Here is a 26,199-nt window from a genome sequence, read left to right as displayed (position 1 = left end):
TATTCATTTGTGCATGAATATAAAATGCGCGCTATCAGAACCGGACTAAGCTGTCTGTTCGCACAAATCTGTTCATATCTACGGCGTCGCCCGGATAGCGGCGCTGGATCGAGGTAAAGGTCGAGGAAGTCATGCTGAAAAAGAAAGCGCTGGTCAGTCTGCTGTTGGCATCTGCACTGCTTACCGCCTGTGGTGAGGAGGCCGCCGCGCCGCCGATGATGGCGGCCCAGGTGACCGTGGTCACCCTCAAGGCGGAGCCGGTCACCCTGACCCGGGAACTGCCCGGTCGCACATCGCCGTTCAAGGTGGCGGAGGTGCGCCCGCAGGTGAACGGTATCGTCAAGCAGCAGCTGTTCCGCGAGGGCGGCCTGGTCGACGCCAACCAGCCGTTGTACCAGCTGGACGACGCCACCTATCGCGCCGATGTCGACAGCGCCAAAGCCAGTCTGCAGCGCGCCGAGGCAGCGCTCAACGTCTCCCGCCTGAATGCCGAGCGCACCGCGGACCTGGTGACGACGGGTGCGGTCAGCAAACAGGACAACGACAGTGCCCAGGCCACGCTGCAGCAGGCCAGGGCGGATGTGGCCGCAGCTAAGGCTGCGCTGCAGCGGTCGCGTATCCAGCTGGAATACGCCCGTATCAGCGCGCCGATTTCCGGCCGCATCGGCAAGTCCGCCGTGACCCAAGGTGCCCTGGTCACTGCCAACCAATCCGCCGCACTGGCAACCGTACAGCAACTGGACCCGATCTACGTCGATGTGACCCAGTCCACCGCGGAGCTGCTGGAGCTGCGCAAGGCGCTGGATGCCGGCACAGTATCCGATACCACCGACCTGCCGGTCACCATACTGCTGGAGGATGGCAGCGAGTACGAACACCGGGGCAAGCTGGAATTTGCCGAGGCCAGTGTGGATCCGTCCACCGGCAGCGTGCTGCTGCGGGTGCGGGTACCCAACCCGGACAGCATGCTGCTGCCGGGTATGTATGTGCGCGCAGTGGTCGGCCGCGGTGTGCGCGAGCAGGCGATCCTGGTACCCCAGCAGGGCATAGCCCGGGATCCCAAGGGCAGTACCTCGGCCATGGTCGTGACCGGTGAAAACAAAGTGGCCCAGCGCTCGGTACAGGTGAGTCGCACCATCGGCGACAAATGGCTGGTCGAGGGCGGCCTCGAGGCCGGTGACAGAGTCATCGTCGAGGGGCTGCAAAAAATCCGCCCGGGCGCGCCGGTGCAGGCCGCCGAGGCCGAAGCGCCCGCAGCGCCGGCGGCCGGAGAAGTCACTGCTGGCGAAGCGAAGGCCAAGCAAGTTCAAGCGCCGACTGCAGACGAGTCGTAAAGGAGTCCGGCAATGGCAAGTTTTTTCATCAATCGCCCGATTTTCGCCTGGGTTATCGCGATTATCGTGATGCTCGGCGGCGGCCTGGCCATCACCCAGCTAGCGGTGGAGCGCTATCCCAATATCGCCCCGCCGGCGGTGACCATTGAGGCCAGCTATCCCGGCGCCTCCGCCAAGGTGGTGGAGGATTCGGTGACCCAGATCATCGAGCAGAACATGAAGGGCCTCGACGGCCTGCTGTATATGTCTGCCACCAGCCAGTCCAGCGGCGGTGCCTCCATCAGCCTGACCTTCGAGAATGGCACAGACCCGGATACCGCCCAGGTGCAGGTGCAGAACAAGCTGCAGCTGGCGATGCCGCTGCTGCCGGAAGAGGTGCAGCGCCAGGGCGTCAATGTCAGCAAGTCGCGCAGCGGTTTCCTGATGGTGCTCGGCTTCGTGTCCGAGGACGGCAGCATGTCCAAGGACGACATCGCCGATTACATTTCCTCCAGCCTGGTTGACCCGATCAGCCGCGTGCCCGGCGTCGGCAGCCTGCAGGTGTTCGGCTCCAAGTACGCGATGCGTATCTGGCTGGACCCGAGCAAGCTGGAGACCTACAGCCTGACCCCGTCTGACGTGACCGCCGCGGTGCGCTCGCAGAACCAGCAGGTGGCCGTGGGGGCACTCGGCGGTGCACCGGCGGTGCCCGGACAGCAGCTGAACGCATCCATTACCTCCCAGGGCCGCCTGGAGACGCCGGAGGAGTTCCGCAATATCGTGATCCGCGCCAATGACGACGGCTCTGTACTGCGCCTCGGGGATCTAGCGCGGGTGGAGATCGGTGCGGAGAACTACGAGTTCATCACCCGCTTCAACCGCCAGCCGGCCACCGGTGTGGCCGTGACCCTGGCCACCGGCGCCAACGCGCTGGAGACCGCCGACGGTGTCAGGGCAAAGCTGGAGGAGCTGCAGGAATTCTTTCCTACGGGACTCAAGGCGGTGGTGCCCTACGACACCACGCCCTTCGTGCAGGTGTCCATCGAAGGTGTGATCCACACCCTGATCGAGGCGGTGGTACTGGTGTTCCTGGTGATGTACCTGTTCCTGCAGAACTTCCGCGCCACACTGATTCCGACCATCGCCGTGCCGGTGGTATTGCTCGGGACCTTCGGCATACTTTCCGCGCTGGGTTTCTCGATCAACATGCTGACCATGTTCGCGATGGTATTGGCCATCGGCCTGCTGGTGGATGACGCCATCGTGGTGGTGGAAAACGTCGAGCGGGTGATGAGCGAGGAGGGGCTGTCGCCGAGGGAGGCGACGAAGAAATCCATGCAGCAGATCACCGGCGCCCTGGTCGGTATCGGCGTGGTGCTGTCGGCGGTATTCGTGCCCATGGCCTTTATGAGCGGCGCCACCGGGGTCATTTATAGGCAGTTCTCCGCAACCATCGTCGCGGCCATGGCGCTGTCGGTGCTGGTGGCGATTGTGCTGACGCCGGCGCTCTGCGCGACCATGCTGAAACCGCTGAAAAAAGGTGAGCATCACGGCCAGAAGGGCTTCTTCGGCTGGTTCAACCGCAACTTCGAGCGCGGCACCGACAAGTACCAGCGCGGTGTGCGCGGCATACTCGCGCGCAGCGGCCGCTTTATGGCGGTCTTCGCCGGCCTGTCCATTGTGATGGCGGTGCTGTTTTTGCGCCTGCCCAGCTCTTTCCTGCCGGAAGAGGACCAGGGCGTGCTCTTCTCCATGGTGCAGACGCCGGTGGGCGCCACCCAGGAGCGCACCATGGAGTCCATTTATAAGGTCGAGGACCAGTTCCTGAACAATGAGCCGGACAATGTCGAATCGGTCTTCTCGGTGCAGGGCTTCAGCTTCGCCGGCTCCGGCCAGAACAACGGTATCGCCTTTATCAAACTGAAGGACTGGGAGGAGCGCGAGGACGAGGGGCAGGGCGCGAGCTCCGTGGCCATGCGCGGCATGGGCGCGTTGATGCAGATCAAGGACGCCATTGCCTACGCCTTCTCGCCGCCGGCGCTGCCGGAGCTGGGTACGTCCAACGGCTTCAACTTCTATCTGAAGGACAACGCCAACCTGGGCCACGAGGCACTGACCAATGCACGCAACCAGTTCCTCGGCATGGCCGGGCAGAGTGCGCTGCTGGCCAACGTGCGCCCCAATGGCCAGGAGGATACGCCGCAGTTCCGCGTGAATATCGACACGGCCAAGGCCGCGGCGCTGGGGCTTTCGATTGCCGATATCAACGCGACCCTGAGTGCCGCCTGGGGCGGGGCCTATATCGATGACTTTATCGATCGCGGCCGCGTCAAGCGGGTCTATATGCAGGCGGATGCGCCCTACCGCATGGTGCCGGAGGATTTCCAGCGTTGGTCCGTGCGCAACAACAAGGGCGAGATGGTGCCGCTGTCCTCCTTCGCCAGCTTCGACTGGGAGTACGGTTCGCCGCGGCTGGAGCGCTACAACGGCGTACCGGCGATGCAGATCAACGGCGAGGCCGCGGCCGGCATCAGCTCCGGTGAGGCCATGGCCGAGGTGGAGCAATTGGTAGCGCAACTGCCGGCGGGTATCGGTATGGAGTGGAGCGGTCTCTCCTATCAGGAACGCGCGGCCGGTGCGCAGACGCCGCTGCTCTATACACTGTCGCTGCTGATCGTATTCCTGTGCCTGGCGGCGCTCTACGAGAGCTGGACTGTACCCACGGCGGTACTGCTGATGGCACCACTGGGTATTCTCGGTGCGGTGCTGGCAAACACTTTCCGCGGTATGGAGCGGGACGTGTATTTCCAGGTGGCCATGCTCACCACTGTGGGCCTGACCAGCAAGAACGCCATCCTGATCGTGGAGTTCGCCAAGCAGAACCTGGAAAACGGTATGGAACTGGTGCAGGCCACCATGCGCGCGGTGCGCGACCGGTTGCGCCCGATCCTGATGACCTCGCTGGCTTTCGGCCTCGGCGTACTGCCGCTGGCCATCGCCTCCGGCGCAGGTTCCGGTGCACAACAGGCCATCGGCACCGGGGTATTGGGCGGCATGGTTATAGGTACGCTGCTGGGGATCTTCTTTATCCCGCTCTTTTTCGTCGTGGTGCAGCGGCTGTTTGGCAGCAAGCGGCCGCAGCCGGAGCAGGTCGCGGCAGACAAGCCGCGCGAAGCCGAGGCCCTGGAGGCGCTGTAAATAATTCTTCGTCATACCGGCGAAAGCCGGTATCCAGCCCGGTGGTACCTGGATTCCGGTACCGGATCGAGTCCGACACAGGTTCTGTGCCGGAATGACGACAGCGCTACAATCTCCGTCCAAATTCCGTAGAATCCCTGCCGGTTTGTTAACAACAAAAAGGCAGGGAAATGCGGTCTGTAATATTTGTATTGGTGTTTTGCAGCGGCCTCGCCGCCGCGGAAGAATCGCGACTGGAAACCCTGGTGGTCACCGCCAGCCGCCACGCCAAACCCCTGCAGGACAACTCCGACAGCCTCTCCCTGCTGGACGGAGATTCCCTCACCCTGATCGACCACACCCATATCCAGCAGAGCCTGGCCCGGGTCCCCGGGGTCAATTTCGCCCGCGGCAACGGCCAGGAATATCTGCCATCCCTGCGCTCGCCGGTGCTGTCCGGCGCCGGCGCCTGTGGCAGCCTGCTGAGCGCCGAGGACGGCATACCGCTGCGCGCGGCGGGTTTCTGCAACGTCAATGAACTCTTCGAGTCCCACAGCGAAATGGCGCGCCGCATCGAGGTGGTGCGCGGGCCGGCCAGTACTCTCTACGGCTCCAATGCAATGCACGGGGTGATCAATGTGATCGGGGCGCAGGTCGGGGAGAGCGAAGGAGTTTCCATTGGCGTGGAGGCGGGTCCGCACGACTTCGCGCGCACGAGGGTTTCCGTAGACAGTGGCCTGAAAAGCGGCAGTGGTGCGCGCGCGGATCTGTCTTTAACAGGCGATGGCGGTTATCGCGATGCATCCGGTTACGGCCAGCAGAAACTCGCCCTGCGTCACCAGGCGAATATCGGTGCGGCGAGGGTGCGCACCAGCCTGGCCGCCACCAACCTGAACCAGGAAACCGCCGGCTATATCGAGGGCGAGGGGGCCTACCGCGACCGCCGACTCAGTCGCAGTAACCCGAACCCCGAGGCCTATCGGGATGCCCGCGCCCTGCGCCTGTCATCGCGGATAGAATTCGATACCGACACGGGCGGCAATGTCAGCCTGACCCCCTATCTGCGCAAAGCCGATATGAAATTCCTGCAGCACTATCTGCCCGGCCAGGCGCTGGAAGAGAATGGCCAGCGCAGTATCGGCCTGCGCAGCAGCTATAGCGGCTATCTCGGTCGGGACCTGCAGCTGGTAGCGGGTCTGGATACGGAATTCACCCGGGGCTACCTGACCGAATCCCAACAGAATCCCACCGCGGGATCGGAATTCCTGCAGGCGACGATTCCTACCGGCAGGCACTACGACTACCGCGCCGATACACTGGTTGCGGCGCCCTTTGCACTGGCCAGCTGGCAGGCGACCGAAGAGCTGATACTGAACGCTGGACTGCGCTACGAAACGCTGAAGTACGACTACGATAACCGCATGCTCGCCGGCCGCACCGCAGAGGACGGCACCCCCTGCGCTTTCGGCGGCTGCCGCTTCAACCGGCCGGCAGACCGCGAGGACAGCTTTCGCAACTGGTCGCCGCGACTCGGCGCCATTTACCGCTTGAGTGCAAACAGCCAGCTGTTCGCCAATCTCGCCGAGGGCTTCCGCGTGCCCCAGGCCACGGAGCTCTACCGGTTGCAGCGGGAGCAGACGGTGGCAGAACTGGATGCGGAGGAGATTGACAGCGCCGAGCTGGGGATCAGGGGCGGGGATACCGGCCTCGGCTACGAGCTGGTCGTCTATGCGATGCGCAAGGAGAATGTGATTTTCCGCGATGCGGATTTCTTCAACCAGTCTGGCGGCGCGACGGAACACCGCGGCCTGGAACTGGCCCTGGATTACAAGCTGGCCGAACAGTGGCGAATGCAGCTGTCCGCCAGTTACGCGGAGCACCGCTACCGGGACGAGCGCTTGCTCGATGGCGTTTCCCTCAAGGGCAAACTGGTCGACTCGGCGCCGCGGGCATTCGGCAGCAGTCGCCTGCAGTGGCAGCCGACAGCCGCCTTGCTTGCGGAACTGGAGTGGCTGCACCAGGGGCACTATTTTACCGATCCGCAGAACAGGCACCGCTATCCGGGTCACGATCTACTCAACCTGCACGCCCAGTGGCAATTCAATAGCTGGCAACTGTCGGCGCGGCTGCTCAACCTGACCGACGAGGCCTATGCCGAGCGCGCCGACTACAGCAGCTTCGGCGGCGACAGGTACTTTCCCGGTGAGCGCCGCGCCCTCTATCTGGGCCTGGCGGTCGAGTGGTAGCGGTGCGAAAAAAGGAAAAGTTGTCGACTCAAGTTTCGGAGTTGACGAAACCCGCCCCGATACTACTGAGCTATGGACCTGCACCCTGTGGGAGCCAGCCCTGCTGGCGAATAAAGGGATTGCTTTTTAGCACCGCATTTTCGCCTGCAGGGCAGGCTCCCACAGTAGACGCAGCGCGCGGTCAGGCGGCGCGGCACTCCGATCTGAGCTCCGAAACTTGAGTTATCGGGCGTACAGCACCGACAGCATACTGATGGCTCCCAGCGCTATGCCGTCGCAGGGAAATTCCAATTTATCGCCGCCATCGCTGGCACCGAGGATATACAACAGCGGCAGGAAATGCTCGGCAGTGGGTATCGAGAGCCGCGCCTCGGCGCCGGCCTGCTCGCAATGGATCAGAAAGCCGTGATCGCCGTCGATCAGCGCATTGCGCACCCTGTCGTTGAAGGCACTGGCCCAGTCGTAGGGCTCCGCGTTCGCCTCCCGACGCAGCAATCCCAGGTTGTGCACCACATTGCCGCTGGCCAGAATCAGCACGCCCTCATCTCTCAAAGCGCGCAGCTGCTGCCCCAGCTGGTAGTGGAATTCCGCCGGCTTGCCGGCGTCGATACTCAACTGCAGCGTCGGTATCTCCGCCCGCGGATACATCTGCATCAATACCGACCAGCTGCCGTGGTCCAGGCCCCAGTCGTTGCTCAGTCCAATGTTCATGGGTTCCAGCAGCTGACGTATTCGCCGTGCCAGTTGCGGCGCGCCGGGTGCGGGGTATTCGCACTCGTAGAGCGACGGCGGGAATCCGCGAAAATCGTGCAGTGTCTGCGGCCGGGCCATGGCGGTCACATGGGTGCCGTCGGTGTACCAGTGTGCAGAGATTGCCAGAATCGCCCTGGGTCTCGGCAGCCTTTCGCCCAGCCGCCGCCAGCTTTCCGTGTACGGGTTGCTTTCGATGGCATTCATCGGGCTGCCGTGTCCGATAAACAAGACGGGCATTCGCTGCTCGGACATAGGGCCTTCTCTTTGGGAATGAAAAAAGGCGGCGGAAGTCCGCCGCCCAAGAGTGTAAGCGCGTTACGCCTGTTACACGAGTTGGGAGATGCGCTTCCGGGCAGCACCCAGCGCCTTTTCCCGGGCTTCGTCACCCACCGCCAGACCTTCCGCGTGCACTATCTCCACATCGGTGATGCCGATAAAGCCGAGGAACTGGCGCACGAAAGCGGTCTGGGAGTGATCCTCGCCGTAGTGGCTGCCGCGGGTGATAAACACCACCGCCTTCTTGCCTTTCAGCAGTCCCTCGGGGCCCTCGGGTGTGTACTGGAAAGTCACGCCGGCGCGGGCGATATGGTCGAAGTAGGCGCGCAGGGTGGAGGGCACGCTGAAGTTGTACATCGGAATGCCCAGCACCAGCACATCGGCCTCGACAATCTCCTCGATCAGCGCGTCGGAATAGCTGACCACGGCCTTCTGCTCGGCGCTGCGCTCGGCTTCCGGGGTGATGAAGGACTGGAAGCGGGCCAGGTCCAGGTGCGGCACCGGCTCCGCCGTCAGGTCGCGACTGGCCACCTGGCCACCCGGGTTGCGGGCTTGCCAATCGCTGGCGAACTGCTCCGCGAGCAGGGATGACTGGCCGTCGTTCTGGAAAATACTGGTCTGGATCTTGAGTAGCTTTGCCATGCGGCACCTCCAACGGGGACTTGTTTTTCGGGATGTGCGCATTGAATCATTGAATTATTCGATAAAAAATCATAAAAATACGCTTAAACCTATCGGTTAAGTCGATGTTATGAGTAATGGTGAGACCCTGGAGTCGACAGTGGCGCCGCGTATCAGCCTCGAGCAGTGGCGCTGCCTGGTGGCCGTAGTGGAGGAGGGCGGCTATGCCCAGGCGGCGGAGCGGCTGTTTAAGAGCCAATCGTCGGTCAGTTACGCGGTTCAGAAGCTGGAATCGGTGCTGGCTATCAAGGCGTTTGCAATCGAAGGGCGCAAGGCAGTGCTGACCCCGGCGGGGGAGATGCTGTATCGCCGCGCCAGGTTGCTGCTGGAGGACGCAAGCGGCCTGGAAATAGCGGCGCACAAGGCCTCTGCCGGCTGGGAGGCGGAGATCGGCATTGCGGTGGAAGTGCTCTTCCCGACCTGGCTGCTGCTCGAGTGCCTGGACCAGTTTGGTGTCGAAAGTCCACAGACCCGCATCGAGCTGTACGAAACGGTGATCGGCGGCGGCCCCGAGGCGTTGCAGCAGGGGCGCGCGGAGCTGGCGATCACGCCCCATGTTCCCAGTGGATTCACCGGCGAGTTACTGCCGCGACCGGCGCGGGTAATCCCGGTGGCCCATCCCGAGCACCCACTGCATCGGCTCGAACGGCAGTTGACCCTGCGCGACCTGCGCAAGCACCGCCACCTGGTGGTACGCGATTCCGGCTCCCAGCGCGACACCCGCACGGCCACAGTGGAGGTGGCACAGCGCTGGACGGTGAGCAATATGGCCACCTCCATCGGTGCCGCCTGTCGCGGCTACGGCTTCGCCTGGCTGCCGGAGGAGAAGATTCGTGCGGAGCTGGAGCAGGGCGTTCTGAAGCCACTGCCGCTGCGCGGCGGCAGCGAGCGCAGCCTTGCGATGTACCTGATTTTTGCCGACCGGGATTCGCCGGGCCCCGGTGTCAAGCGGCTGGCGGAAATTATCCGGCGGCAGATGCAGTCGATGTGTGCGGCGGAAGGCGAATAGCGTCTATTGCCCCGTCGTGGGTTCCGCCTGCTGGCGGGTCTTCTCGAGCCAGAATCTGTAGAAATCCTCGGTGACCCGCTGTTCGATCTCGTGGGCCTCTTCCCGGGGGCAGAATACGGTGACCGTCAATACATCGTGCCCCAGCTCGTTGGTGGTGATTCTTACCTCGGCATCGGGGCCGGACAGCTCCACGCCCATGCGGTGCTCGATCAGCTTGCAGTAGCGCTCGGCCACCTCGCGGAAGGAGTCGCAGTGCTCGCGCACCCGTTCGGCGATGAACGCTTTCGCTTCGAAGGGGTTCATGCCCTTGCTCTCGCGTACTATCGAGAAACTGTGCTCGATATAGCGGCGCATAAAGTTCAGGTTTTTCACCGATTGGGTAAAGAAGGCACTGCTGGGAATATACAGGGTGGCACCGGTATAGCCGTTGCCGAGACCGTGGGGATCTATCTCCAACAGCGTGGTGCTCAGCCAGTCGCTGTCGGTCACCTCGCCGAACTTGTCCCCGATCTTGACCCAATCGCCGACGTTGTACGAGCGCATGGCCCGTTGAAAAAGGCCGCCGACAAAGCACTGCACAAATTCCCGCAGCGCTATCACTATGGCCACGGAAAATGCGGCAATGGAGAGGGCAAACTCGCGCAGTTCGGTGATCCAGATGGCGATAACACCAATCACCAGCAGCAGATTGCAGTAGTTGTGTACCGTGTTGATACGCCGCCGCTTGTCGGCAATGGCCCAGTTACTGCGCGCTATGGCAAACGACAGCAGCCAGCGCAACGACAGGATTACGGCGACGACCACCAGGGTCAGGATGAGATTATTGTCGAGAACCTGTTCCAGCATCTCTGGTCCCGTACTAAAGGAATAGGTTGTTCTGTCACGTCAGCTGAACCGCGCTGCGGCGACGCATCAAGCTTAGCCGACCGGCGCCCCGGGCCCTGAAAATATCACCAGGCGGAACCGAGGGCCTGCCAGCATCGGCGACACTGTAGCTCCAGACGCCGGGGCATGTAAATGGATAAGGTGCGTGTGATTGCAGGGCTGCTGACGGCGCGAACCGGTAGACGGCGACGGCAGTGGGGAGTCGCCGTGAGCAACCCCCAACAAAAAATTCAGGGGCGGGAAGCTTTCCCGCTATTCATCTCAGTTCGGCCGCGGATTTCAATCAGGACCAGCAGGTTGGCTATAAACCACAGGTCCTTGACAATGAAAATTCCGCTGGAAGAAAGTTGCCAGGGAGCGCTCCAGGCGCCGGGGAAGCTTGCCAGGAAACTCTGGGTGGTAAAGAAGACGGCGGCACACATAAGGATTCCGGGCCAGAAGAGTCGCCTGATAGTCAGCCCCAAGGCCAGCAGTAACAGAGCGATCAGGTCGTAGACGCCGATTATGTTCGACGCCTGCTGCACATCGAAGAGGTTGTACATCCACGACATGAGCGGCGAGCTGGCCACCAGGGGCTCAATGCCCTGCGCTTCGAGGGTGGTAAATTTCATCCCGCCGATCCAGAGCAGTACCAGACCCACCGGCAGATAATTGAGCCAGGCCAGTCGCCCGGGGCCCAACCTTCCGCCGTACAGCCAGGTCAGGGCCAGCGCCACCAGGGCAAAATACTTGATGACACCCTGCCCGGAGCCGATGGCCGGAAAACCGCCCAGAGAATCAATCCAGTGACTCTTTCCAATCAGGCTAAGCAGTGGCAGGGCCGACAGCCCGAGCATGGCCCAGGCGAGTAGTATGGTCGCCTTCCTGTAGAAGAGGCAGAGCAGGGCCATTCCGGCCAGCAGGGCAAAAGCCACCGCGGCCAGCGGCCTGATCGCACTCTGGACGCTTTCTGTGTCGACGCCATAAAAGTCGGCGATGTTTGCCAAGCCGCCCATCTGTCCGCTGGCCAGGGCCAGCCCTATCAGTCCAAATGAGGCTGCCAGGAGCAGCAGTGTGAGTCTTCTCGACCAGGTGTAATCCATAGAAATCCTGCATGTGTGTGAAAGTTGCCATCGAATACATACCGGACTCTCATTGAATTCGGGGTGCAGCTCGGACAAACGTGAAAAGAATGCATTCGCAGAACTCTGTCGCGCCGGGAAGGCGTTTCTTACATTCTGGCACGGGTTGCCCGAGCATCCGAGGATAAAGGTGGTTGCCAACAGTGGCCCCTGGGGTAGGGAATGGCTGTTTCCGAATAAGGTCGGCTCCCGCGGCAAGAGGGTGCAGTGATGTGACGAAGCGCCCGGGATGCCGATCTGCCGTCAGCCTCTTTGTCGACCGGAGAAGCTATAGTTGGCGGTAATTCCATAGGTACTGTCGCCGGGGGTAAATATGAGCAACTTGACCAAGACGGTCGAACTGGCATGCGAGTTTGTGCAGGGCTGCGGAGCCCTTGTAGAAATAGTGCAGCCGAAGGAGAGGGAACTCGGCGGCTTTTCGGTCAGGCGCTGCCTGCCCAGTCGCGAGCAGCAGATGGTAGGCCCCTGGATATTTTTCGACCATATGGGCCCGGTCGATTTCCCCGCAGGGCAGGGGATAGACGTGCGACCCCACCCGCATATCGGTATCGCCACCGTCACCTACCTGTTCGAGGGCGAGATTCTGCACCGGGATTCGCTGGGCAGCGAGCAGCTGATCCGCCCCGGTGATATCAACCTGATGGTGGCCGGCCGCGGCATAGTGCACTCGGAGCGCGAGCGACCGGAGTTTCGGCAGGCCGGCCACCGCCAGCACGGGCTGCAGCTGTGGCTGGCGCTGCCGCAGGCGCTCGAGGAAATGGAGCCGGAATTTCACCACTACCCCTCCGCGCAGATTCCGGCGATCACCGTTGGCAGTGTCCCGATCCGCGTGATCATGGGCAGTGCCTACGGCGTCACATCGCCGGTTGTGACGTTTGCCGAAACACTGTACGCGGAGGCGAGGTTGCAGGCGGGCCAGAGGATTGAGCTACCGGATGCGGAGGAGCGCGCCGTCTATGTGGCGAGTGGCGGGCTGAAGGCGCGCGATACCGTGATTCCGGAACACTCGCTGGCGGTTTTCTCGAACCAGCCAGGCGTGGAGCTGGAGGCCGTCGAGGAAAGTCGCATCACCATCATCGGCGGTGAGCCGATGGGCAAGCGCTGCATAGTCTGGAACTTTGTCTCCAGTCGCGCCGGGCGCATCGATGAGGCCGTGCAGCAGTGGAAAGATGGTCGCTTCCCGAAAGTAGTTGGCGACGAGGTGGAATTTATTCCATTTCCCGATAAATAAAGCCAATGGCCGCGACTCGACCGTCCGTCTTTTCCATAACCTGAAGTTCAATGGTGTGGCGGAGGTAGTGGTCGCAGCAGAATACAATGGAAATCAGCTGCCGACCTGGTCTTAGGGAGTGCGCAGATCAATTTCTGTGGCCGCCAGATCCCCTTTTACGCAAAATGACGTTGGTGATCGCCCGGCGTCTTGTCCTCCAAAACGGAATTCCTCCTGAAACCCGAAGGAAACGGTTGCCGTCAGTTGGCGGCCGCCGTCGGTTGCAGCTCTGAGAAATCCAGGTAATAAGACATGTACTTGTGCATGGCCTGGAGTGCCTCGGGATTGCCACCGGCAGCTCTTTCAAACTCCGTATGAAAGGTGATGATATGGGCCATACCCAAGTGGTAGTCAACCTCGTCAAGGTCACCCAGTGTCTCTGCGGCAATCGCCGCCATCTGCTCGGCATTTTCCTTCGGAGCGCCGTTATCGATCAGGGTATTGCGAAATGCGTTCTTGAACCTATCGAAATGCGGTACTTCAGTGCTGAACAATTCGATGGCCTGGAAAATTTTCTGTCCAATCGTCATGGTAAATCCCCCTCAAAAAAGAGCGGCGCATACTACCGGACAAAGGGTCTGGTCCAAACAGTTCCCACGGCAAACTCCATGAATTTGATGACAAACTTTATCGGGCAGACGAAGGGGGCAGGTTACTGCAGTGGTCAGGGCGGTAACTTCAGGGAGTTCTGCTTTTCAGTGTTGCCACCTGCTGGGAGAGGTTCAGGATTCTTCGCGCCAGCTCCCTGGATAGGTTGATCAGTAGCACGCCAAAGTCCAAGGGCATTTCGCAGTGAAAGGTGTAAAACAGGTTTGAATTCACCTCCAGCACATGAGTGTCGCTGGCGGCAATGGTTGTGCCGGGCCAGGGCGTCAGCGCGATCATGCTGACGAAACCTATTGCCTCTCCAAAGTGGAAGTCGTAGATATGCTCTTTGTGGCTGTTTAGCGACTGGTAGTAGGAAAGGGAACCTTTCAGGACGATAAAGAAGGAGCCCGAAGGCTCTCCGGTTTCGACCAGAGTTTCCCCTTCTTGCAGCGCGTGAATACGCCCCTTTTTTACCAGGTAAGTGATCGCCTGACTGGTCAGGGCGCCGAAAGCCGCACCATTTTTCAAATGATCGATGCCGAGTTCATCGAGTAGTAGCTCACCATCTAACTGTCGCATGGCAGCCTTCTCATCAATTGATACTGTTGCTCTGGACCATTCGTCAAGTATGGGCCAATGCCGGCGATTGTGCTTCGGGCGCTGCAGGATTCGTGCTGCCTGTAGTGGCTGCCGCCGCTGACAAAAATGCAGGTGTTGTGGCTGAACCTGGTGGTGGCAGCGTGCAGAGTGTTGGCCTGGTACTGATTGGTGGTGCAGGAGTCGCATACCTTCTCGACCTGGACTTCGTTGATGCAAAGAGCGCTGTGCATTTACCGGGTGGGCACGAAGCCGTGGCTGTTTCTTACTGGCGGTTGCGCTACTGATTCTATCGAAGTGAAGTGGGTTTATTTTTACTCAGTGTGCGATTGAAAAGTAATGGCCAGATCACGGTCTGGAAGCTGAAGAGTTGCCAAGATGATCGTGTTAATTTTCTATCAGAAATTCTGGTATTAAAAACACATTTCCTAATGAAATGGTGACTATAATCCCGAAGCTTCTGCTGTAGCAGATAGCAAATGGAAACGGATGAAATTGAGTCGATACCGTTTTTGTTACTGTCTGGAGCGGTATCAGTTGCTCGAAAAATAACGAGTAGACAACCTCTATCTCATCCTTATCAATAAAATGAGACAAACAAAGGAATTGATATGTCTGAAAATCCAACTCCGGATCCACACACCGAGGGTAATCAAGCGAATACGGGGTGCGCCAGTCTCGCCGAATCGACGCGGGAAGAGCGCATGGCCCGTTTGCGCGCGCAGGTGAATGGCACCGCAAAATCCCGCAGCCTGGGAACGGCCGATACCGGTAACTTCCTGATGGGGCTCGCATTGCATGCGTGCGCCCGCTCGAACGAGGGGTTGAAACTGTCAGGTTTGGAGCAACTGCTCTTCACGGGGCTGAAGCGGTTATTGCCGGCCGACGAACTGGCCGAAATGGGCCGGGTGTACGAGCAGGCCAGGGCGCGAGGCGCGGCAGCCTTTCCGGCGGAGGTGACCCGGCTGGCGGTGTCGGACTCCTATGGCGGCGCGGACTTCCGGGGCGACCTGGTGAGCCTGGGTGAGCGAGTGCTGTTGCAGCCGAACTGCAGCGTGGTCGATATGGCCAGTCTCCCGCAGGGCGCGGAGCTGGACAGCCCGGAGTTTATCACCGCCATGCGCGAACAGGGCTGCGGGCTGACCGTCGTTGTCGATTCAACGCAGCCGCGCTCGCAACTGGTACCGCCGCCGGACGATGTCACGGTGCGCTTGCGCTATTTCGACTGTATCAAGGGTACCGGTGACTCATTCTTCGGCCCGTCCGACGAGATCTACTGGGGCTGTGGCACCGGCAGCGATGCCCAAAGCGTGACCGAGTACTTCTCGCCGGAGTTCGGCAACGTGGACGCGGGCGATCGCCGCAATTTCAGCGCCGATACATTCCTGTTCAACGGTGGCTTCCGGCGAACACTGATGGTGGATATCCAGTGCTGGGAGAAGGATCGCGGCGGCTTCTGGAATGATGTCCGCAATGCCCTGGCGGACATCGCCGAATACTGCGCGGACGGCGCCTCAGATATCATCGACAATGGGGACAAGGAAGACGCCGCTCTCGGTGCGGTTATCGCCATCGTCTCGGCGCTGATGGGGGCGCTGCTCGACCTGATCCTCGGCAGCGACGATCTTATCCAGCACCGCACCATCGCGATCAACCGGACAGTGTTGCAGCGGCTGACCGAAGACGCGCATTACTGGAACTTTGTCGGCGAGAACGCCCACTACAAACTCTATATGGATGCGACCATCGAGCCCAAGGGGCCCGGCCACCTATTTTGCACGGTTCTCGAGGACCACGGCGCAGGCTGGCAAAAGCATTCTATGCAGATCCACGCACGCGACCCGGTACTCGTCGCGCCGCCATTACCCGAGGACGACGATATCCTCCTGTATTGTCTGTATCACAGCTGGTTCGAGGACAAGATCTCAATTGCGCGATATATGCATGACTGGACGGCTGATGACTACATATTTCCGGCGAACCTGGAGATAAAGCGAGCTACCGCGGCGCTCTATAAAGGTGGATCGATCAATTGGGCGGGTCTGCAGCGCGTATCCGGTACCAATAATTCCGATTCATATAGGGCCGTAAGCGGAATGAAACACCAAGAAGGGATAGTGTATCCCCAACCCACAGATCACACAGAGGTTGCAATGGGTGCGGCTATTACAGTGGACCCGAGAGGTAACAGAATGGGACGCCACTTCTTCTTCTATGATCGGGACAGTAACGACCTCTGCTACAGCCACTCAGATAATTTTAGCAAGTCGTTAGTCATCTCCAGCCGCTGTGGATCCAACCCGGCCGCCGCGGTTTTCGACGGAAAGCTTCACCTAGTCTACCGTTGCAGTGACGATCCTGGCGGCCGGCTGGCGTGGATTCGAGCCGACGAAGACGGCAGCAACTGGCAGCAGGAGGAGCTGATCGCGGACAGCCAACGCTCAGGACTATCACCCAGCCTCGCGGTATTCAAGGACAAACTCTACTGCGCCTGGCGCGAAAAGCAAGACATCGCAGTCTGGCTTAACACGCTCGACAAGGGCGCCGCCTCCTGGAGTGGACGGAAACAGCCCGGCGTCTGTTACACGCTGTGCGCGCCGACGCTGGCCGCGCATCGCGACAAGCTTTACTGTGTTTACAGTTCCAGGTATGGATACATGTAAGGTCGCACAGCTGGCGCCGGTCATGGAACCGGCGCCAGCGCCAGGGGGCCCTGTCGGCCCGTGTCGCAATGTTAGAGACCGGGATTTTCCGTCGGGTGATTTTCTTGCCGATTTCCACCGGCGCCGGTGCAGTTGCCATGGTGGATCCCGTCGATCAACAGCGAGGCAAAGTGGGAGCCTCGTTGCTGGTATACAGCCAGATTTAACAACGCCTTCACAGGGAGTGGGCCAGGAAGGTCGACGCCTTCGATGCCGCTACTGATCCGGCGCTAAAGTTGAACGTCACTTTCGCGCTCGGCCGCTTCAGGTCGCGGGCGCAGATCCGATAGGGCAGCCAACTGGCATTGTTTTCTGCCAGGTCGATCTGGCCGCTGCCAAACAACTCGAACTGGTCGTCGCCGGCAATCGATACATCGACCAGTTGCTGCCCCTCAACAAACCCCTCGACCTTGACCCGGTAGTTGTTGCACACAGTGTGCTCGTCCAGGCGGGTAAAGAGGGCGCCGCGATCGCGCCGGATTTCAATCAGTAACTGGGTGGTGTCGGTGAAGCCGTAGAGTACGGCGCTGAAGGCGACGAGCATCACGGCGCCATAGCCGGCCAGTCGCGGGCGAAGGAAGCGGCTGCCGCCGCCCTGCAGTTCGGCTTCGGCGGTGAAGCGGATAAGCCCGGCGGGTCTGTCGACCCTTTTCATTACGCTGTCGCAGGCATCGATGCAGGCCCCGCAGTCGATACAGGCGGCCTGCAGGCCGTCGCGGATATCGATGCCGACCGGGCACACCTGCACGCACAGGCCGCAGTCGATGCAGTCGCCGCTGTTGGCGTCACCCTTGCGCCGGTTGGCGCGGGGTTCGCCGCGGCAGGCGTCGTAGCTGACGGTACGCGTATGCTCGTCGAACATCACGCCCTGGAAACGCGAGTAGGGGCAGGCGTGCAGGCAGATTTTTTCGCGCACCAGTCCCGCGTTGAGGTAGGTCAGGGCGGCCATGATCAGCAGCCAGCCGGCAACGGATGCCGACATCTGCAGCTGTACGGCATCCGACAGCAGTTCCCGGATCGGGATGAAATAGCCGGTGAAGGTCACCGCTGTCGCGAGGGCCAGCAGCAGCCACAGCAGGTGCTTGCCGAACCGGCTCAGTAGGCGCCACCCACCCAGGGGCGCGCCTTCCTGCCTGGCCCTCTTGTCGGCCCTGCCCTCGGTCAGATCTTCGATGCGGATAAAAAGCCAGGTCCAGATACTCTGCGGGCAGGCGAAGCCGCACCAGACGCGGCCCCAGGCGACCGCGAGGAAAAACAGCAGGCCGGCGCCGGCAATCAGCAGGCCGGCCAGCAGCGACAGGTCGCGCCAGGACAGGGCATTGCCGAACAGCAGGATGCGGCGCTCTTCAAAGGAAAACAGCAGCCAGGGCTGGCCGTCGACCTGTACCCAGACCAGGCCAAAGAAGAGCGCAATAAGGGGCCAACTGGCAAGCCGCCGCAGGTTCTGGAAGCGGCCATTGACGAGCCGCACATGGAGCTTGCCGTCGTGTATCTGTGTGGGCGTGAATTCTTCTACTGCAGGAATCTTTTCCATTTTGGTCGTACCGCTAGAAGTCTGACGGCGGGCAGGCTACGCCGATAACGTCGATAGGGTCAGGTGTAGAAAAAATAAATATAATAGGTACAGATTGATTCCCTGGGGAGGTATATGGATGGCCGCGGATTTTCGCTACCAGAAGCTGGAAGCCTGGTTGCTGCAGGGCATCAGGGACAGACGCTGGCGCCTGGGGGAGCGACTGCCGTCAATCCGCGCCCTGTGCCGGGAACACGCGGTATCAAAAGCGACGGTACAGCATGCCTTGCAGAGACTGGAGGCGCAGGGGTTGTTGGAGGCGCGCCCCAAGGCGGGCTATTTCGTATGCTTGCAAGCGACCACAGTGCAGCAGCCACTGGGCCGCGCGCGGTTGGCGGCGCCGGCGCCGGTCACAGTCAGTGATCTGCTGCTGGATATCATGCGCAGGAGTGCCGCCTTCGACCTGCTGCCGGATTTCGATGCCGGCGACCTGCCATCGGGCATCGTCGCATTGAACCGCTCGATCGCGCGCTCGCTCAGGCGCCAGAAGGGCGATGCATTCCAGTATTACGACGATCCCGCCGGTGACCCGGGCCTGCGGGAACAGCTGACGCTGCACCTGTCGCGACGGGGCTACCGGCCAGAGCCGGAGCGCTTGTGTATCACCTCGGGCTGCCAGCATGCGCTGTTTCTGGCGCTGATGGCGTCCTGCCAGCGCGGCGATGTGGTCGCTGTCGAGTCCCCCGGCTTTTACGGCGCCATGCAGCTGATCGAACAGCTGGACCTGCAGGTTGTTGAGGTGCCCAGTTCCAGCGCGAGCGGGATGGATTTGGATGCACTCGAAGCGGTGTTGCAACGCTGGAAGGTGAGGGCGTGTATCGTCTCGCCGGCGTTCGCGACACCCGCCGGAGCCTTGATGAGTGATGTGGCGAAGAAGCGACTGCTGGCGCTGGCCGAGCAGCATGACCTGGCGGTGATCGAGGACGATATCTACGCCGACACGGCGCTTGGCCCGGTACCGGACCCGCTCAAGGCACTGGACATGGATGAGCGGGTGATTCTCTGCAGTTCTTTCTCGAAGTGCCTGTCCCGCGACCTGAGGCTGGGATGGGTGTCCGGCGGCCGCTGGCATGCGCGTATTCTGCACCTGAAACTGGTAACCCAACTGGCCAGCAGCCGCTATCTTCAACAGGGTGTGGCGGAGTTTATCGCGGACGGCAGTTTTGCCGCCCACCTGCGGCGCCAGCGCAACAGGCTTCGCGAGCAGCGGGACCAGCTGCTGGCGCTGTTGCATGCCTGGCCCGGCAGCACCAGGGCGAGCACCCCGCAGGGCGGGCTGGCCGCCTGGGTGGAGCTGCCGGAGACAGTGGATACACTGGCGGCCTATCCCGAGGCGCTCAAGCAGGGCATTGTGATGACGCCCGGCCCCCTGTTTTCCGCGTCGGGCCAATTCAGGAACTGCCTGCGCATCAGCTTTGCACACCCCTGGCATGAGGCGCGTGTGCAGGCGCTGAATCGACTGCCGGGGATGTTGCTGCAACAATGACCCGGGCGTGCAGCAGGCCAAGCCCTGGTCTTTAATGGAAACTTTCCCCTATGGGCGGGGCGGTCAACTCGAGGAAGTCGCCAATGAAAGCATCCGATCTGTTTGTCCGTGCGCTGGAAGCGGAGGGCGTCGAATATGTGTTCGCCATTCCCGGCGAGGAAAACCTGGACCTGCTGGAGTCCCTGCGCGGCTCGAAGATCAAACTGATCGTTACCCGCCATGAGCAGGCGGCCGGTTTTATGGCCGCCACTTACGGTCGCCTGACCGGCAACTCCGGTGTTTGCCTGTCGACCCTGGGACCGGGCGCTACCAACCTGGTGACCGCCGCCGCCTACGCCCAACTCGGGGCCATGCCGATGGTGATGGTGACTGGCCAGAAGCCGATCAAAAGCTCCAAGCAGGGTCAGTTCCAGATCATCGATATCGTCGACATGATGCAGCCGCTGACCAAGTTCACCAAAACCATCGTCAGCGGCGACAATATTCCCGCCCATGTGCGCGAGGCCTTTCGCCAGGCGGAGGAAGAGCGCCCCGGTGCGACTCACCTGGAGCTGCCGGAAGACATAGCTCACGAGCACTCGACCATGCCGGTGTTGGAGCCGAGTTACACCCGCAGGCCCATCGCCGAAGAAAAAGCCATTCGCCAGGCGGCGGAAGCCATTGCCGGCGCGCGCAAACCACTGCTGCTGATCGGTGCCGGCGCCAATCGCAAACTCACCGCCAAGATGCTGCGCGAATTTGTCGAGAAACTGGGTATCCCCGCGGTCACCACCCAGATGGGCAAGGGCGTGATCGACGAGTCAGGCCCGCACTTTATCGGCAATACGGCCCTTTCCGACGGCGACTTCGTGCACCGCGCCATAGACCAGGCGGACCTGATCATCAATGTCGGCCACGACGTGGTGGAGAAGCCGCCCTTCTTTATGCGCCCCGGCGGCGCCGAAGTGGTACATATCAACTTTAATTCCGCCCGTGTCGACCCGGTCTACTTCCCGCAGATTGAGGTGGTCGGCGATATCGCCAACAGCCTGTGGCAACTGAAAGAAAAACTGGTACCACAGGAGCACTGGAGCTTCGCCGATGCGCATCGTATCCGCGATGCATTGCACCGGCATATTTTCGAGGGCTGCGGTGACGACAGCTTCCCGATTCGCCCGCAGCGGCTGGTAAAGGAAGTCCGCGATGTGGTGCCGGACGACGGTATCATTGCGCTGGACAACGGTATGTACAAAATCTGGTTCGCGCGCAATTACCCGGCCCATGCGCCGAACACCGTACTACTGGACAACGCCCTGGCGACCATGGGCGCCGGCCTGCCGTCGGCGATGGCGGCGAAGCTGGTCTACCCGCAGCGCAAGGTGCTGGCGATCTGTGGCGACGGCGGTTTTATGATGAACTCCCAGGAACTGGAGACAGCCGTACGCCTCAAGATGGACCTGGTGATCCTGCTGTTGCGCGACGATGGCTACGGCATGATCAAGTGGAAGCAGAAGCAGATGGACTTCCACGATTTCGGCCTGGATTTCAGCAATCCGGATTTCGTTGCCTATGCAAGATCTTATGGTGCGCACGGCCACCGTATCGGTGCCACTACCGAGTTGAAACCGTTGATCGAACAGTGTTGCGCGGAGGGTGGCGTGCACCTGATTGATGTGCAGGTCAATTACAGTGACAACGACCGTATCCTCAACCGGGAAATTCTCGAGCTGTCGCGCAAATTGTAGCGGCAACCTGGGTGTACACCTCGCGGAACAGCGGTCATACCAGGCGCGCCATTTTTTCCATCAGCACTATGGCGGCATTGTCCGTCAGCCGCTGTCCCTCCTCGATGTATTCCCACACGGTGGCATCGCTTTTCCACCCGCCCTGCATCTTGATCAGTTCAAACTCGACCTTCTCGCGTGCGGCACTCGTCGACATGCCGCGCCGGAAGCTGTGGCTGCTCAAACTGGCGACGAAGTCGAAATTGCACTCGCTGCCAAGTTTCTTCAGCAGATCGTTCACGGCGCCCGGGTTCAGTTGTCCCGGGCGGACCTGATCCCAGCGATTGATGGCGCGAAACACCGGCCCTTCGCTGATCGCCGCCGCCTCCAGCCACTGCCTGAGCGCTGTGGCGGGGCAGACGGGTGCGTCGCCGTAGGGCAGGGCGCGCATCAGCCCCTCTCCGCCCTGGTCGGTCTTGGACTTCGGCAGGCGGACGATCAGGCCCTCATCTTCCCAGGTCAGATCGGCAACCCGGATAGCCACCAGTTCACTGCGCCGGAAGGCGCCAAAATAGGCCGTCAGCACCAGGGCCAGATCCCGCAGATTCTTCCTGCTTTGCGGCAGCGCGCGCAAATATCGGGTCATGGCCGCGATATGTTCCAGTCGCAGGGCCTTGGCCTTTTGTTTTGGCGTGCCGTGCAGACGCCGGATACCGGTCATGGTTTTTTGTACCAGGGCGGTATCTGCGGGATTGGCGATGCCCTGGAGTTTGTGCCACTGGCCGATAGCGGTGAGATGCAGGTCCAGTGTGCGCGGGTTGACTGATTCGGCCCTGTCGAGCAGGTAGCGAACAATGTGATCACTGTCTGTGGGCAGCCTCCCTCCCCATTTCTCGAACTGCCGTATCGCTGAGCGGTAGGCCCTGCGCGTGCTGTCTGATGTCGCCTCGCGCAGATACCGCTGAACCCTTTCCCTGGATTGCAGTGCCTGTGCGCCTGTCGGTGATACGCCGAGTTGCTGCGGGGATTCTGGTGAAGGGTGTTTTTTATCCATTGAGAAAGTGCGTCGCCGATTTCCGGATTTCGTACTGAGAGTCGAGTGTGCAGATTGGAAGAGTGAAATATAACCTGCGATAAGTTTGATTATCGTAGGTTAGTAATTTGTTCTCAAGAAGTACTTTTAAAACAACAAATAATGTTATATTACGTATCACGTATTACATTACAGAAAAATACAAGGAGCAGGGAATGGCGCGTACAGGAGTAACCTACCTGGATATCGTCCGGGCGGCGGAAGCGGTCAAAAATCGCGGAGAGGAGCCGACAGTGGATCGGGTAAGGGCCCATCTGGGCACGGGGAGCAAGAGCACCATTGCGCCCCTCCTAAAGCGATGGCGTGCCGAAACAGACAATCCGGCGGACAGCGACGGTTTGCCAAAAGATCTGATCGATGCCCTGCGCGCTTTGCGCGAACGGGTACAGCAGGAAGCCGATCAAAAGATTGAGCAGGCGCGGGAGCAACAGGAAGCTGCCGCAGAAAAATGGCGCTGTGAGCTGAAAGAGGCGCGCGATATAGCCGCGAGTCAGCTCAAGCAACTGCGGGACCTCTCCCAGAAACTGGAGGCGTCCGAGGAAGAGAATCGGCAGCTGAAACAGGCGCGCGATGAATCGCTGGCAGCGCTGGCGAAAAGCGAGATTCAGCGAGAGGACGGGATGGCCCGCATTGCTGAGCTGAAGTCCGCGCAACAAGAGCTGAAGCGGGAGAATCGCGATATGCGCGATCACTTCGAGCATTTCCAGCTGCGCACGGCGGAAGATCGCCAGCAGGAGCGGGATCAGTTTCGTTCGACCAACGAACAGCTCCAGGGACAGGTTGCCCGCCTGTCGGAGCAACTTGCCGAAACCGGCCGCAGACTCGTCGAGCGGGAGCAGATGTGCGAGCAGCATCAGGCTACAATTGCAGAGCTGGGCGCTGAAAGGCAGCAGCTGCTGCAGCAGGTCTCGATCCATAGTGCAGAGGCGGAATCTCTCCGACAGGCGAGCGCCGACTACCGGAACCAGGTGTCTCAAAAGGAATCCGAAATCGGTGCCCTGGGGGAAAGAATCAGCGCTCTGCAAAGCACTAGTGTGGCCGCTGGCAAAGAAGTTGAGCTGCTGCGTCAGTCACTGGCCAAAGTGGAGTCGGAGCTGGGCTCAACCAGGGAACGGCTTGTATCCCTGGCCGATGAGAACCGAACCATTCTGCAGGAAAAGGCCATAATCCAGGGTCAGTTCAAGCAACTGACGCACTCCCTGGTGGAGACGAGAAACGAAACCTAAGGCGCTTGCGAATTTAGATTGCGCTCAACTCACCGGTGTCGAGCAGTTTGAACTCGCTTGCAGGACCATGCCGAGAGAGTGGAGATAAGCCTCAAATGCCCCGTTGATGCGCCGGCGATGGTGCCCGGATGAATAGAATCCCAAGCGGATCTTACTAGTGGCTATAGTGATATGTAGTAGTTCAGACTTGACCTGACAGAATAACTTCTGAAAAACCGGTCACTGTCAGATCAAGTCTGAACTAGTCCAATTGATATCAAACCCGCTAGGGGCGCATCAAAAGGTTAGGGACTCGACTTTGTCATGCGCTGTTTCGGCCCACTGGCGCCGCGGATAGCAGGCGGCTCCTCATGTCTCGCCGATAGGGTGCGGCTCGCTTTAAGTCGAGGTTAATATTGAAGCGCTTAAGCCAGCGGTCTTCCTGATCAAACCTCGCTTGGAATGGACGCCGACCATGAACAACTTTGCAGTTGTCGATAACAAGAAAATCTCCTGGTTCGGCCGGCACCTCAAAAAGGACGGACTTGATTGACTTGTCCAGCACCTGAAGGGCCATTTCGGCCTCGTTGTCGCCATGGCAGGCATGTGTAAAATCTGGATCGAAACGGATGAAAGGGCGGTCGCTTGGCCCGAATAACACCGGCGTTCTTTCTCCGAATTCCTCCCCTACACTGTGTGTATTGTCCGGTACAACAAAAAACCTCGGTTGTGTCAAAATTCTGTGCACTGAATCCGGGAGTTCAAACTGATGGATGCTGGCCAATTCAGTGCCGACGCGATTCGGATTGCGCAGATAGCAAAATACGAGAAATTCTCCGCGATGAGGGTGGAAGGCATCTTCCGTATGGTAGCTCAAATTGGCCAGGCTGCTGCTGCCTGACTGAACAAACTCCATTCCTTTAACGGGCATGACGTCGTGGATCAACTTCCCATCCTGCTGGGTTTCGAACCCGAATACGTCACCCAACAGGGTAGATAGCAGTACGCCAAGGAAGTCCGCTTCTTGGTCTGGTAACCCGCTTTCAGGCAGGGTCCAGTTCCTCGGGGTTGGACGTAGCGGGCGACGGAATCGATATCCTTTAAGGTGGAGGATACCATCGTGGTATTCATCCGTTTTCAGGGCGGTGGTAACGCGCCGGACTTCGTCGGGGAGATCGGCTGCCCAGAGATACGCATCCCGTAGAAAATCGCCATCCTCCGCGGTTTCATACTGTTCCATAACGACCTGAATCAGGTCTTGAGTCTGTACCAAATTCTGTTTAGTAAAATGCAAGGAATGCATTGCTGTCTCCCTGTTCGAAATGCATGCATCATGTCCCTATCACCCGAAGCATGTCAGAGCTGCGCAGGAACGCAGATCGTCGCAAATTTGAGGATATATTGATTCTCTTCATCCACCGGCCCTTGCCGTTGTAGTTCGCTTTAAAAGCGGCTCTTCCGTGAACTACCTTGCGGTTGTCGATAAGACAGACATCCCCTGGGCGTAGTTCTACCTTATGGACATTGCGCTCGACTTGCTGCCTCAGGAAAACATAGCAGTTGGCAGCCTCCTGGTCGTCGCTGGGTGCAATCGTATAGGCAGGGTCGAAGCGCAGGTAGGGGAATCTAATATTACCGTACAGAAGGGAAAATCGATTTTCATCCTCCATCAGGTCCCTATGATAGGTTTCGCTGGCGGCATCGACTCTCTGAGCGAGATCCAAATGCGAGTCATCCGGTGCGATGAAAAAGCGGTTTTCAAATAGAGTGTCCAAGATATGATCGGGAAGCTGTATGTCGCGGATCGTGGCGAATATCGACTGCACTCGCTCCGGGTTGCGCAAGCAATAGAAACAGATGTACTCCCCGCGATACTCATGGAACGCATCCTCGGTATGCAGGAGGAGTTCACTGGCACTGCCCGTGCTTAGTTGTTGGTTCTCCTTGCCTCGCATCGGAATGATGTCATGGATCAGTTTACCATTCTGCTGGGTGGACCAACCAAAGGCTTCCCCCACGATGCTGCCAAGTAGGACTGCGAAATAATCAAGGGGGATCGCAGGGAAATAGGACTGAGGATAATCCCATCCATCTGGTGTATTGGTCTTCAGGTCGACAGGAAACCCCCGGCAGATGGTGATTCCAGCGTGCTCTTCATCATATTTCAAGGGGGCCAGGGAAGCCCGCACGCGACGAGGGAGCTCCATAGCATGCAGGGGCGCATTCTGCACAAAGTTCTGGCTTGACGCGCTGCCATACTTCTTATCAAGATCCTTGATAATTTTAACTATTTCATCTTTTTCATCACGAAACAGATCAATTGTGTCCATGCCAATTTCACACAAGCTACATTTTTTCTGGTTAAGAACCTATGCCGTGATGGATACTTTTAGTACCGATCCGATTGTTAGTAAAGAAATATTACACTGTTATTAACCCGGCAATAGTATATTTCGCTCACGCTGCATAGCGGATTTTCTCGTGTTTGAAATATTTTCTGACCCGCTCTGGGCTCTTTTGC

The 26,199-nt window shown here is 59.8% G+C and carries 20 protein-coding genes; 10 read left to right on the top strand and 10 right to left on the bottom strand.

Annotated features, from left to right (window positions below; translation table 11 throughout):
* The first annotated feature begins 131 nt into the window (after positions 1-131).
* The 3 genes from IG627_RS11550 to IG627_RS11540 all read left to right on the top strand — a co-directional run bounded on the left by IG627_RS11550 (position 132) and on the right by IG627_RS11540 (position 6,736).
* Complete coding sequence (locus IG627_RS11550; protein ID WP_193192523.1) at positions 132-1,334, top strand: efflux RND transporter periplasmic adaptor subunit; 1,203 nt, start codon at positions 132-134, stop codon at positions 1,332-1,334.
* Between the two features lie 12 nt (positions 1,335-1,346).
* The gene (locus IG627_RS11545) at positions 1,347-4,511 is read left to right on the top strand and encodes an efflux RND transporter permease subunit (RefSeq protein WP_193192522.1); all 3,165 of its coding nucleotides are present in this window, start codon (positions 1,347-1,349) and stop codon (positions 4,509-4,511) included.
* A 170-nt stretch (positions 4,512-4,681) separates the two neighbouring features.
* The gene (locus IG627_RS11540; protein ID WP_193192521.1) at positions 4,682-6,736 is read left to right on the top strand and encodes a TonB-dependent receptor; all 2,055 of its coding nucleotides are present in this window, start codon (positions 4,682-4,684) and stop codon (positions 6,734-6,736) included.
* Between the two features lie 222 nt (positions 6,737-6,958).
* On the opposite strand, the gene ygiD is transcribed toward IG627_RS11540, so the two are convergent.
* Both ygiD and IG627_RS11530 read right to left on the bottom strand, forming a co-directional pair.
* On the bottom strand, positions 6,959-7,741 hold the full coding sequence (gene ygiD / locus IG627_RS11535; RefSeq protein WP_193192520.1) for a 4,5-DOPA-extradiol-dioxygenase: 783 nt from the start codon (positions 7,739-7,741) through the stop codon (positions 6,959-6,961).
* 72 nt (positions 7,742-7,813) lie between these two features.
* Positions 7,814-8,407 (bottom strand): FMN-dependent NADH-azoreductase, encoded by a 594-nt coding sequence (locus tag IG627_RS11530; RefSeq protein WP_193192519.1) that lies wholly within the window; start codon positions 8,405-8,407, stop codon positions 7,814-7,816.
* Positions 8,408-8,516: 109 nt separating this feature from the next.
* On the opposite strand from IG627_RS11530, the gene IG627_RS11525 reads away from it, so the two are divergent.
* Positions 8,517-9,455: a LysR family transcriptional regulator gene (locus tag IG627_RS11525; RefSeq protein WP_193192518.1), complete on the top strand. Its 939-nt coding sequence runs from the start codon at positions 8,517-8,519 to the stop codon at positions 9,453-9,455.
* Positions 9,456-9,458: 3 nt separating this feature from the next.
* Here IG627_RS11525 and IG627_RS11520 read toward each other — a convergent pair whose 3' ends face one another.
* On the bottom strand, positions 9,459-10,301 hold the full coding sequence (locus IG627_RS11520) for a mechanosensitive ion channel family protein (protein ID WP_193192517.1): 843 nt from the start codon (positions 10,299-10,301) through the stop codon (positions 9,459-9,461).
* Positions 10,302-10,570: 269 nt separating this feature from the next.
* A complete protein-coding gene (locus tag IG627_RS11515) occupies positions 10,571-11,422 on the bottom strand; it encodes a DUF417 family protein (RefSeq protein WP_193192516.1) in 852 nt (283 codons plus the stop codon).
* A gap of 352 nt (positions 11,423-11,774) precedes the next feature.
* Between IG627_RS11515 and IG627_RS11510 the strand changes: the two genes are divergently transcribed.
* The gene (locus tag IG627_RS11510; protein WP_193192515.1) at positions 11,775-12,692 is read left to right on the top strand and encodes a pirin family protein; all 918 of its coding nucleotides are present in this window, start codon (positions 11,775-11,777) and stop codon (positions 12,690-12,692) included.
* A 239-nt stretch (positions 12,693-12,931) separates the two neighbouring features.
* Here IG627_RS11510 and IG627_RS11505 read toward each other — a convergent pair whose 3' ends face one another.
* Together IG627_RS11505 and IG627_RS11500 are read right to left on the bottom strand one after the other, a co-directional pair.
* Entirely contained in the window at positions 12,932-13,261 is a 330-nt protein-coding gene (locus IG627_RS11505) for a hypothetical protein (RefSeq protein WP_193192514.1), read from the bottom strand.
* 148 nt (positions 13,262-13,409) lie between these two features.
* A complete protein-coding gene (locus tag IG627_RS11500; protein ID WP_193192513.1) occupies positions 13,410-13,898 on the bottom strand; it encodes a Crp/Fnr family transcriptional regulator in 489 nt (162 codons plus the stop codon).
* A gap of 26 nt (positions 13,899-13,924) precedes the next feature.
* Here IG627_RS11500 and IG627_RS11495 point away from each other — a divergent pair, with 26 nt between their 5' ends.
* Both IG627_RS11495 and IG627_RS11490 read left to right on the top strand, forming a co-directional pair.
* Positions 13,925-14,203, top strand: coding sequence for a hypothetical protein (locus tag IG627_RS11495; RefSeq protein WP_193192512.1), 279 nt, complete (start codon positions 13,925-13,927; stop codon positions 14,201-14,203).
* Between the two features lie 324 nt (positions 14,204-14,527).
* Positions 14,528-16,579 carry a hypothetical protein gene (locus IG627_RS11490; protein ID WP_193192511.1) on the top strand — a complete coding sequence of 684 codons (2,052 nt, stop codon included), beginning with the start codon at positions 14,528-14,530 and terminating at the stop codon, positions 16,577-16,579.
* A 214-nt stretch (positions 16,580-16,793) separates the two neighbouring features.
* Here the strand turns inward: IG627_RS11490 and ccoG are convergent, their stop codons facing one another.
* Positions 16,794-18,152 carry a cytochrome c oxidase accessory protein CcoG gene (gene ccoG, locus IG627_RS11485; protein WP_193192510.1) on the bottom strand — a complete coding sequence of 453 codons (1,359 nt, stop codon included), beginning with the start codon at positions 18,150-18,152 and terminating at the stop codon, positions 16,794-16,796.
* A 118-nt stretch (positions 18,153-18,270) separates the two neighbouring features.
* Between ccoG and IG627_RS11480 the strand changes: the two genes are divergently transcribed.
* Together IG627_RS11480 and IG627_RS11475 are read left to right on the top strand one after the other, a co-directional pair.
* On the top strand, positions 18,271-19,677 hold the full coding sequence (locus IG627_RS11480; protein ID WP_193192509.1) for an aminotransferase-like domain-containing protein: 1,407 nt from the start codon (positions 18,271-18,273) through the stop codon (positions 19,675-19,677).
* Positions 19,678-19,760: 83 nt separating this feature from the next.
* Entirely contained in the window at positions 19,761-21,401 is a 1,641-nt protein-coding gene (locus IG627_RS11475; protein ID WP_193192508.1) for an acetolactate synthase large subunit, read from the top strand.
* A 34-nt stretch (positions 21,402-21,435) separates the two neighbouring features.
* Here the strand turns inward: IG627_RS11475 and IG627_RS11470 are convergent, their stop codons facing one another.
* Positions 21,436-22,434 carry a site-specific integrase gene (locus IG627_RS11470; RefSeq protein ID WP_193192507.1) on the bottom strand — a complete coding sequence of 333 codons (999 nt, stop codon included), beginning with the start codon at positions 22,432-22,434 and terminating at the stop codon, positions 21,436-21,438.
* Positions 22,435-22,541: 107 nt separating this feature from the next.
* On the opposite strand from IG627_RS11470, the gene IG627_RS11465 reads away from it, so the two are divergent.
* A complete protein-coding gene (locus tag IG627_RS11465) occupies positions 22,542-23,699 on the top strand; it encodes a DNA-binding protein (RefSeq protein ID WP_193192506.1) in 1,158 nt (385 codons plus the stop codon).
* 301 nt (positions 23,700-24,000) lie between these two features.
* On the opposite strand, the gene IG627_RS11460 is transcribed toward IG627_RS11465, so the two are convergent.
* Both IG627_RS11460 and IG627_RS11455 read right to left on the bottom strand, forming a co-directional pair.
* The gene (locus IG627_RS11460) at positions 24,001-24,981 is read right to left on the bottom strand and encodes a TauD/TfdA family dioxygenase (protein ID WP_193192505.1); all 981 of its coding nucleotides are present in this window, start codon (positions 24,979-24,981) and stop codon (positions 24,001-24,003) included.
* A 28-nt stretch (positions 24,982-25,009) separates the two neighbouring features.
* Complete coding sequence (locus IG627_RS11455) at positions 25,010-26,008, bottom strand: TauD/TfdA family dioxygenase (protein ID WP_193192504.1); 999 nt, start codon at positions 26,006-26,008, stop codon at positions 25,010-25,012.
* Positions 26,009-26,199: the final 191 nt, after the last annotated feature.

Origin of the sequence: Microbulbifer taiwanensis (assembly GCF_014904815.1) — a bacterium.
GTDB lineage: Bacteria > Pseudomonadota > Gammaproteobacteria > Pseudomonadales > Cellvibrionaceae > Microbulbifer > Microbulbifer taiwanensis.
Note: the sequence above shows the minus strand (reverse complement) of the source record. Positions and strands in the feature narration are given on the sequence as shown.

What these genes read in the sequence shown, in the direction of transcription:
- ygiD (WP_193192520.1), bottom strand. Translation starts at nt 7,741, where the DNA reads ATGTCCGAGCAGCGAATGCCCGTCTTGTTTATCGGACACGGCAGCCCG.
- IG627_RS11525 (WP_193192518.1), top strand. Translation starts at nt 8,517, where the DNA reads ATGAGTAATGGTGAGACCCTGGAGTCGACAGTGGCGCCGCGTATCAGC.
- ccoG (WP_193192510.1), bottom strand. Translation starts at nt 18,152, where the DNA reads ATGGAAAAGATTCCTGCAGTAGAAGAATTCACGCCCACACAGATACAC.
- IG627_RS11530 (WP_193192519.1), bottom strand. Translation starts at nt 8,407, where the DNA reads ATGGCAAAGCTACTCAAGATCCAGACCAGTATTTTCCAGAACGACGGC.
- IG627_RS11520 (WP_193192517.1), bottom strand. Translation starts at nt 10,301, where the DNA reads ATGCTGGAACAGGTTCTCGACAATAATCTCATCCTGACCCTGGTGGTC.
- IG627_RS11540 (WP_193192521.1), top strand. Translation starts at nt 4,682, where the DNA reads ATGCGGTCTGTAATATTTGTATTGGTGTTTTGCAGCGGCCTCGCCGCC.
- IG627_RS11500 (WP_193192513.1), bottom strand. Translation starts at nt 13,898, where the DNA reads ATGCGACAGTTAGATGGTGAGCTACTACTCGATGAACTCGGCATCGAT.
- IG627_RS11470 (WP_193192507.1), bottom strand. Translation starts at nt 22,434, where the DNA reads ATGGATAAAAAACACCCTTCACCAGAATCCCCGCAGCAACTCGGCGTA.
- IG627_RS11480 (WP_193192509.1), top strand. Translation starts at nt 18,271, where the DNA reads ATGGCCGCGGATTTTCGCTACCAGAAGCTGGAAGCCTGGTTGCTGCAG.
- IG627_RS11475 (WP_193192508.1), top strand. Translation starts at nt 19,761, where the DNA reads ATGAAAGCATCCGATCTGTTTGTCCGTGCGCTGGAAGCGGAGGGCGTC.
- IG627_RS11545 (WP_193192522.1), top strand. Translation starts at nt 1,347, where the DNA reads ATGGCAAGTTTTTTCATCAATCGCCCGATTTTCGCCTGGGTTATCGCG.
- IG627_RS11510 (WP_193192515.1), top strand. Translation starts at nt 11,775, where the DNA reads ATGAGCAACTTGACCAAGACGGTCGAACTGGCATGCGAGTTTGTGCAG.
- IG627_RS11515 (WP_193192516.1), bottom strand. Translation starts at nt 11,422, where the DNA reads ATGGATTACACCTGGTCGAGAAGACTCACACTGCTGCTCCTGGCAGCC.
- IG627_RS11460 (WP_193192505.1), bottom strand. Translation starts at nt 24,981, where the DNA reads ATGCATTCCTTGCATTTTACTAAACAGAATTTGGTACAGACTCAAGAC.
- IG627_RS11455 (WP_193192504.1), bottom strand. Translation starts at nt 26,008, where the DNA reads ATGGACACAATTGATCTGTTTCGTGATGAAAAAGATGAAATAGTTAAA.
- IG627_RS11490 (WP_193192511.1), top strand. Translation starts at nt 14,528, where the DNA reads ATGTCTGAAAATCCAACTCCGGATCCACACACCGAGGGTAATCAAGCG.
- IG627_RS11550 (WP_193192523.1), top strand. Translation starts at nt 132, where the DNA reads ATGCTGAAAAAGAAAGCGCTGGTCAGTCTGCTGTTGGCATCTGCACTG.
- IG627_RS11505 (WP_193192514.1), bottom strand. Translation starts at nt 13,261, where the DNA reads ATGACGATTGGACAGAAAATTTTCCAGGCCATCGAATTGTTCAGCACT.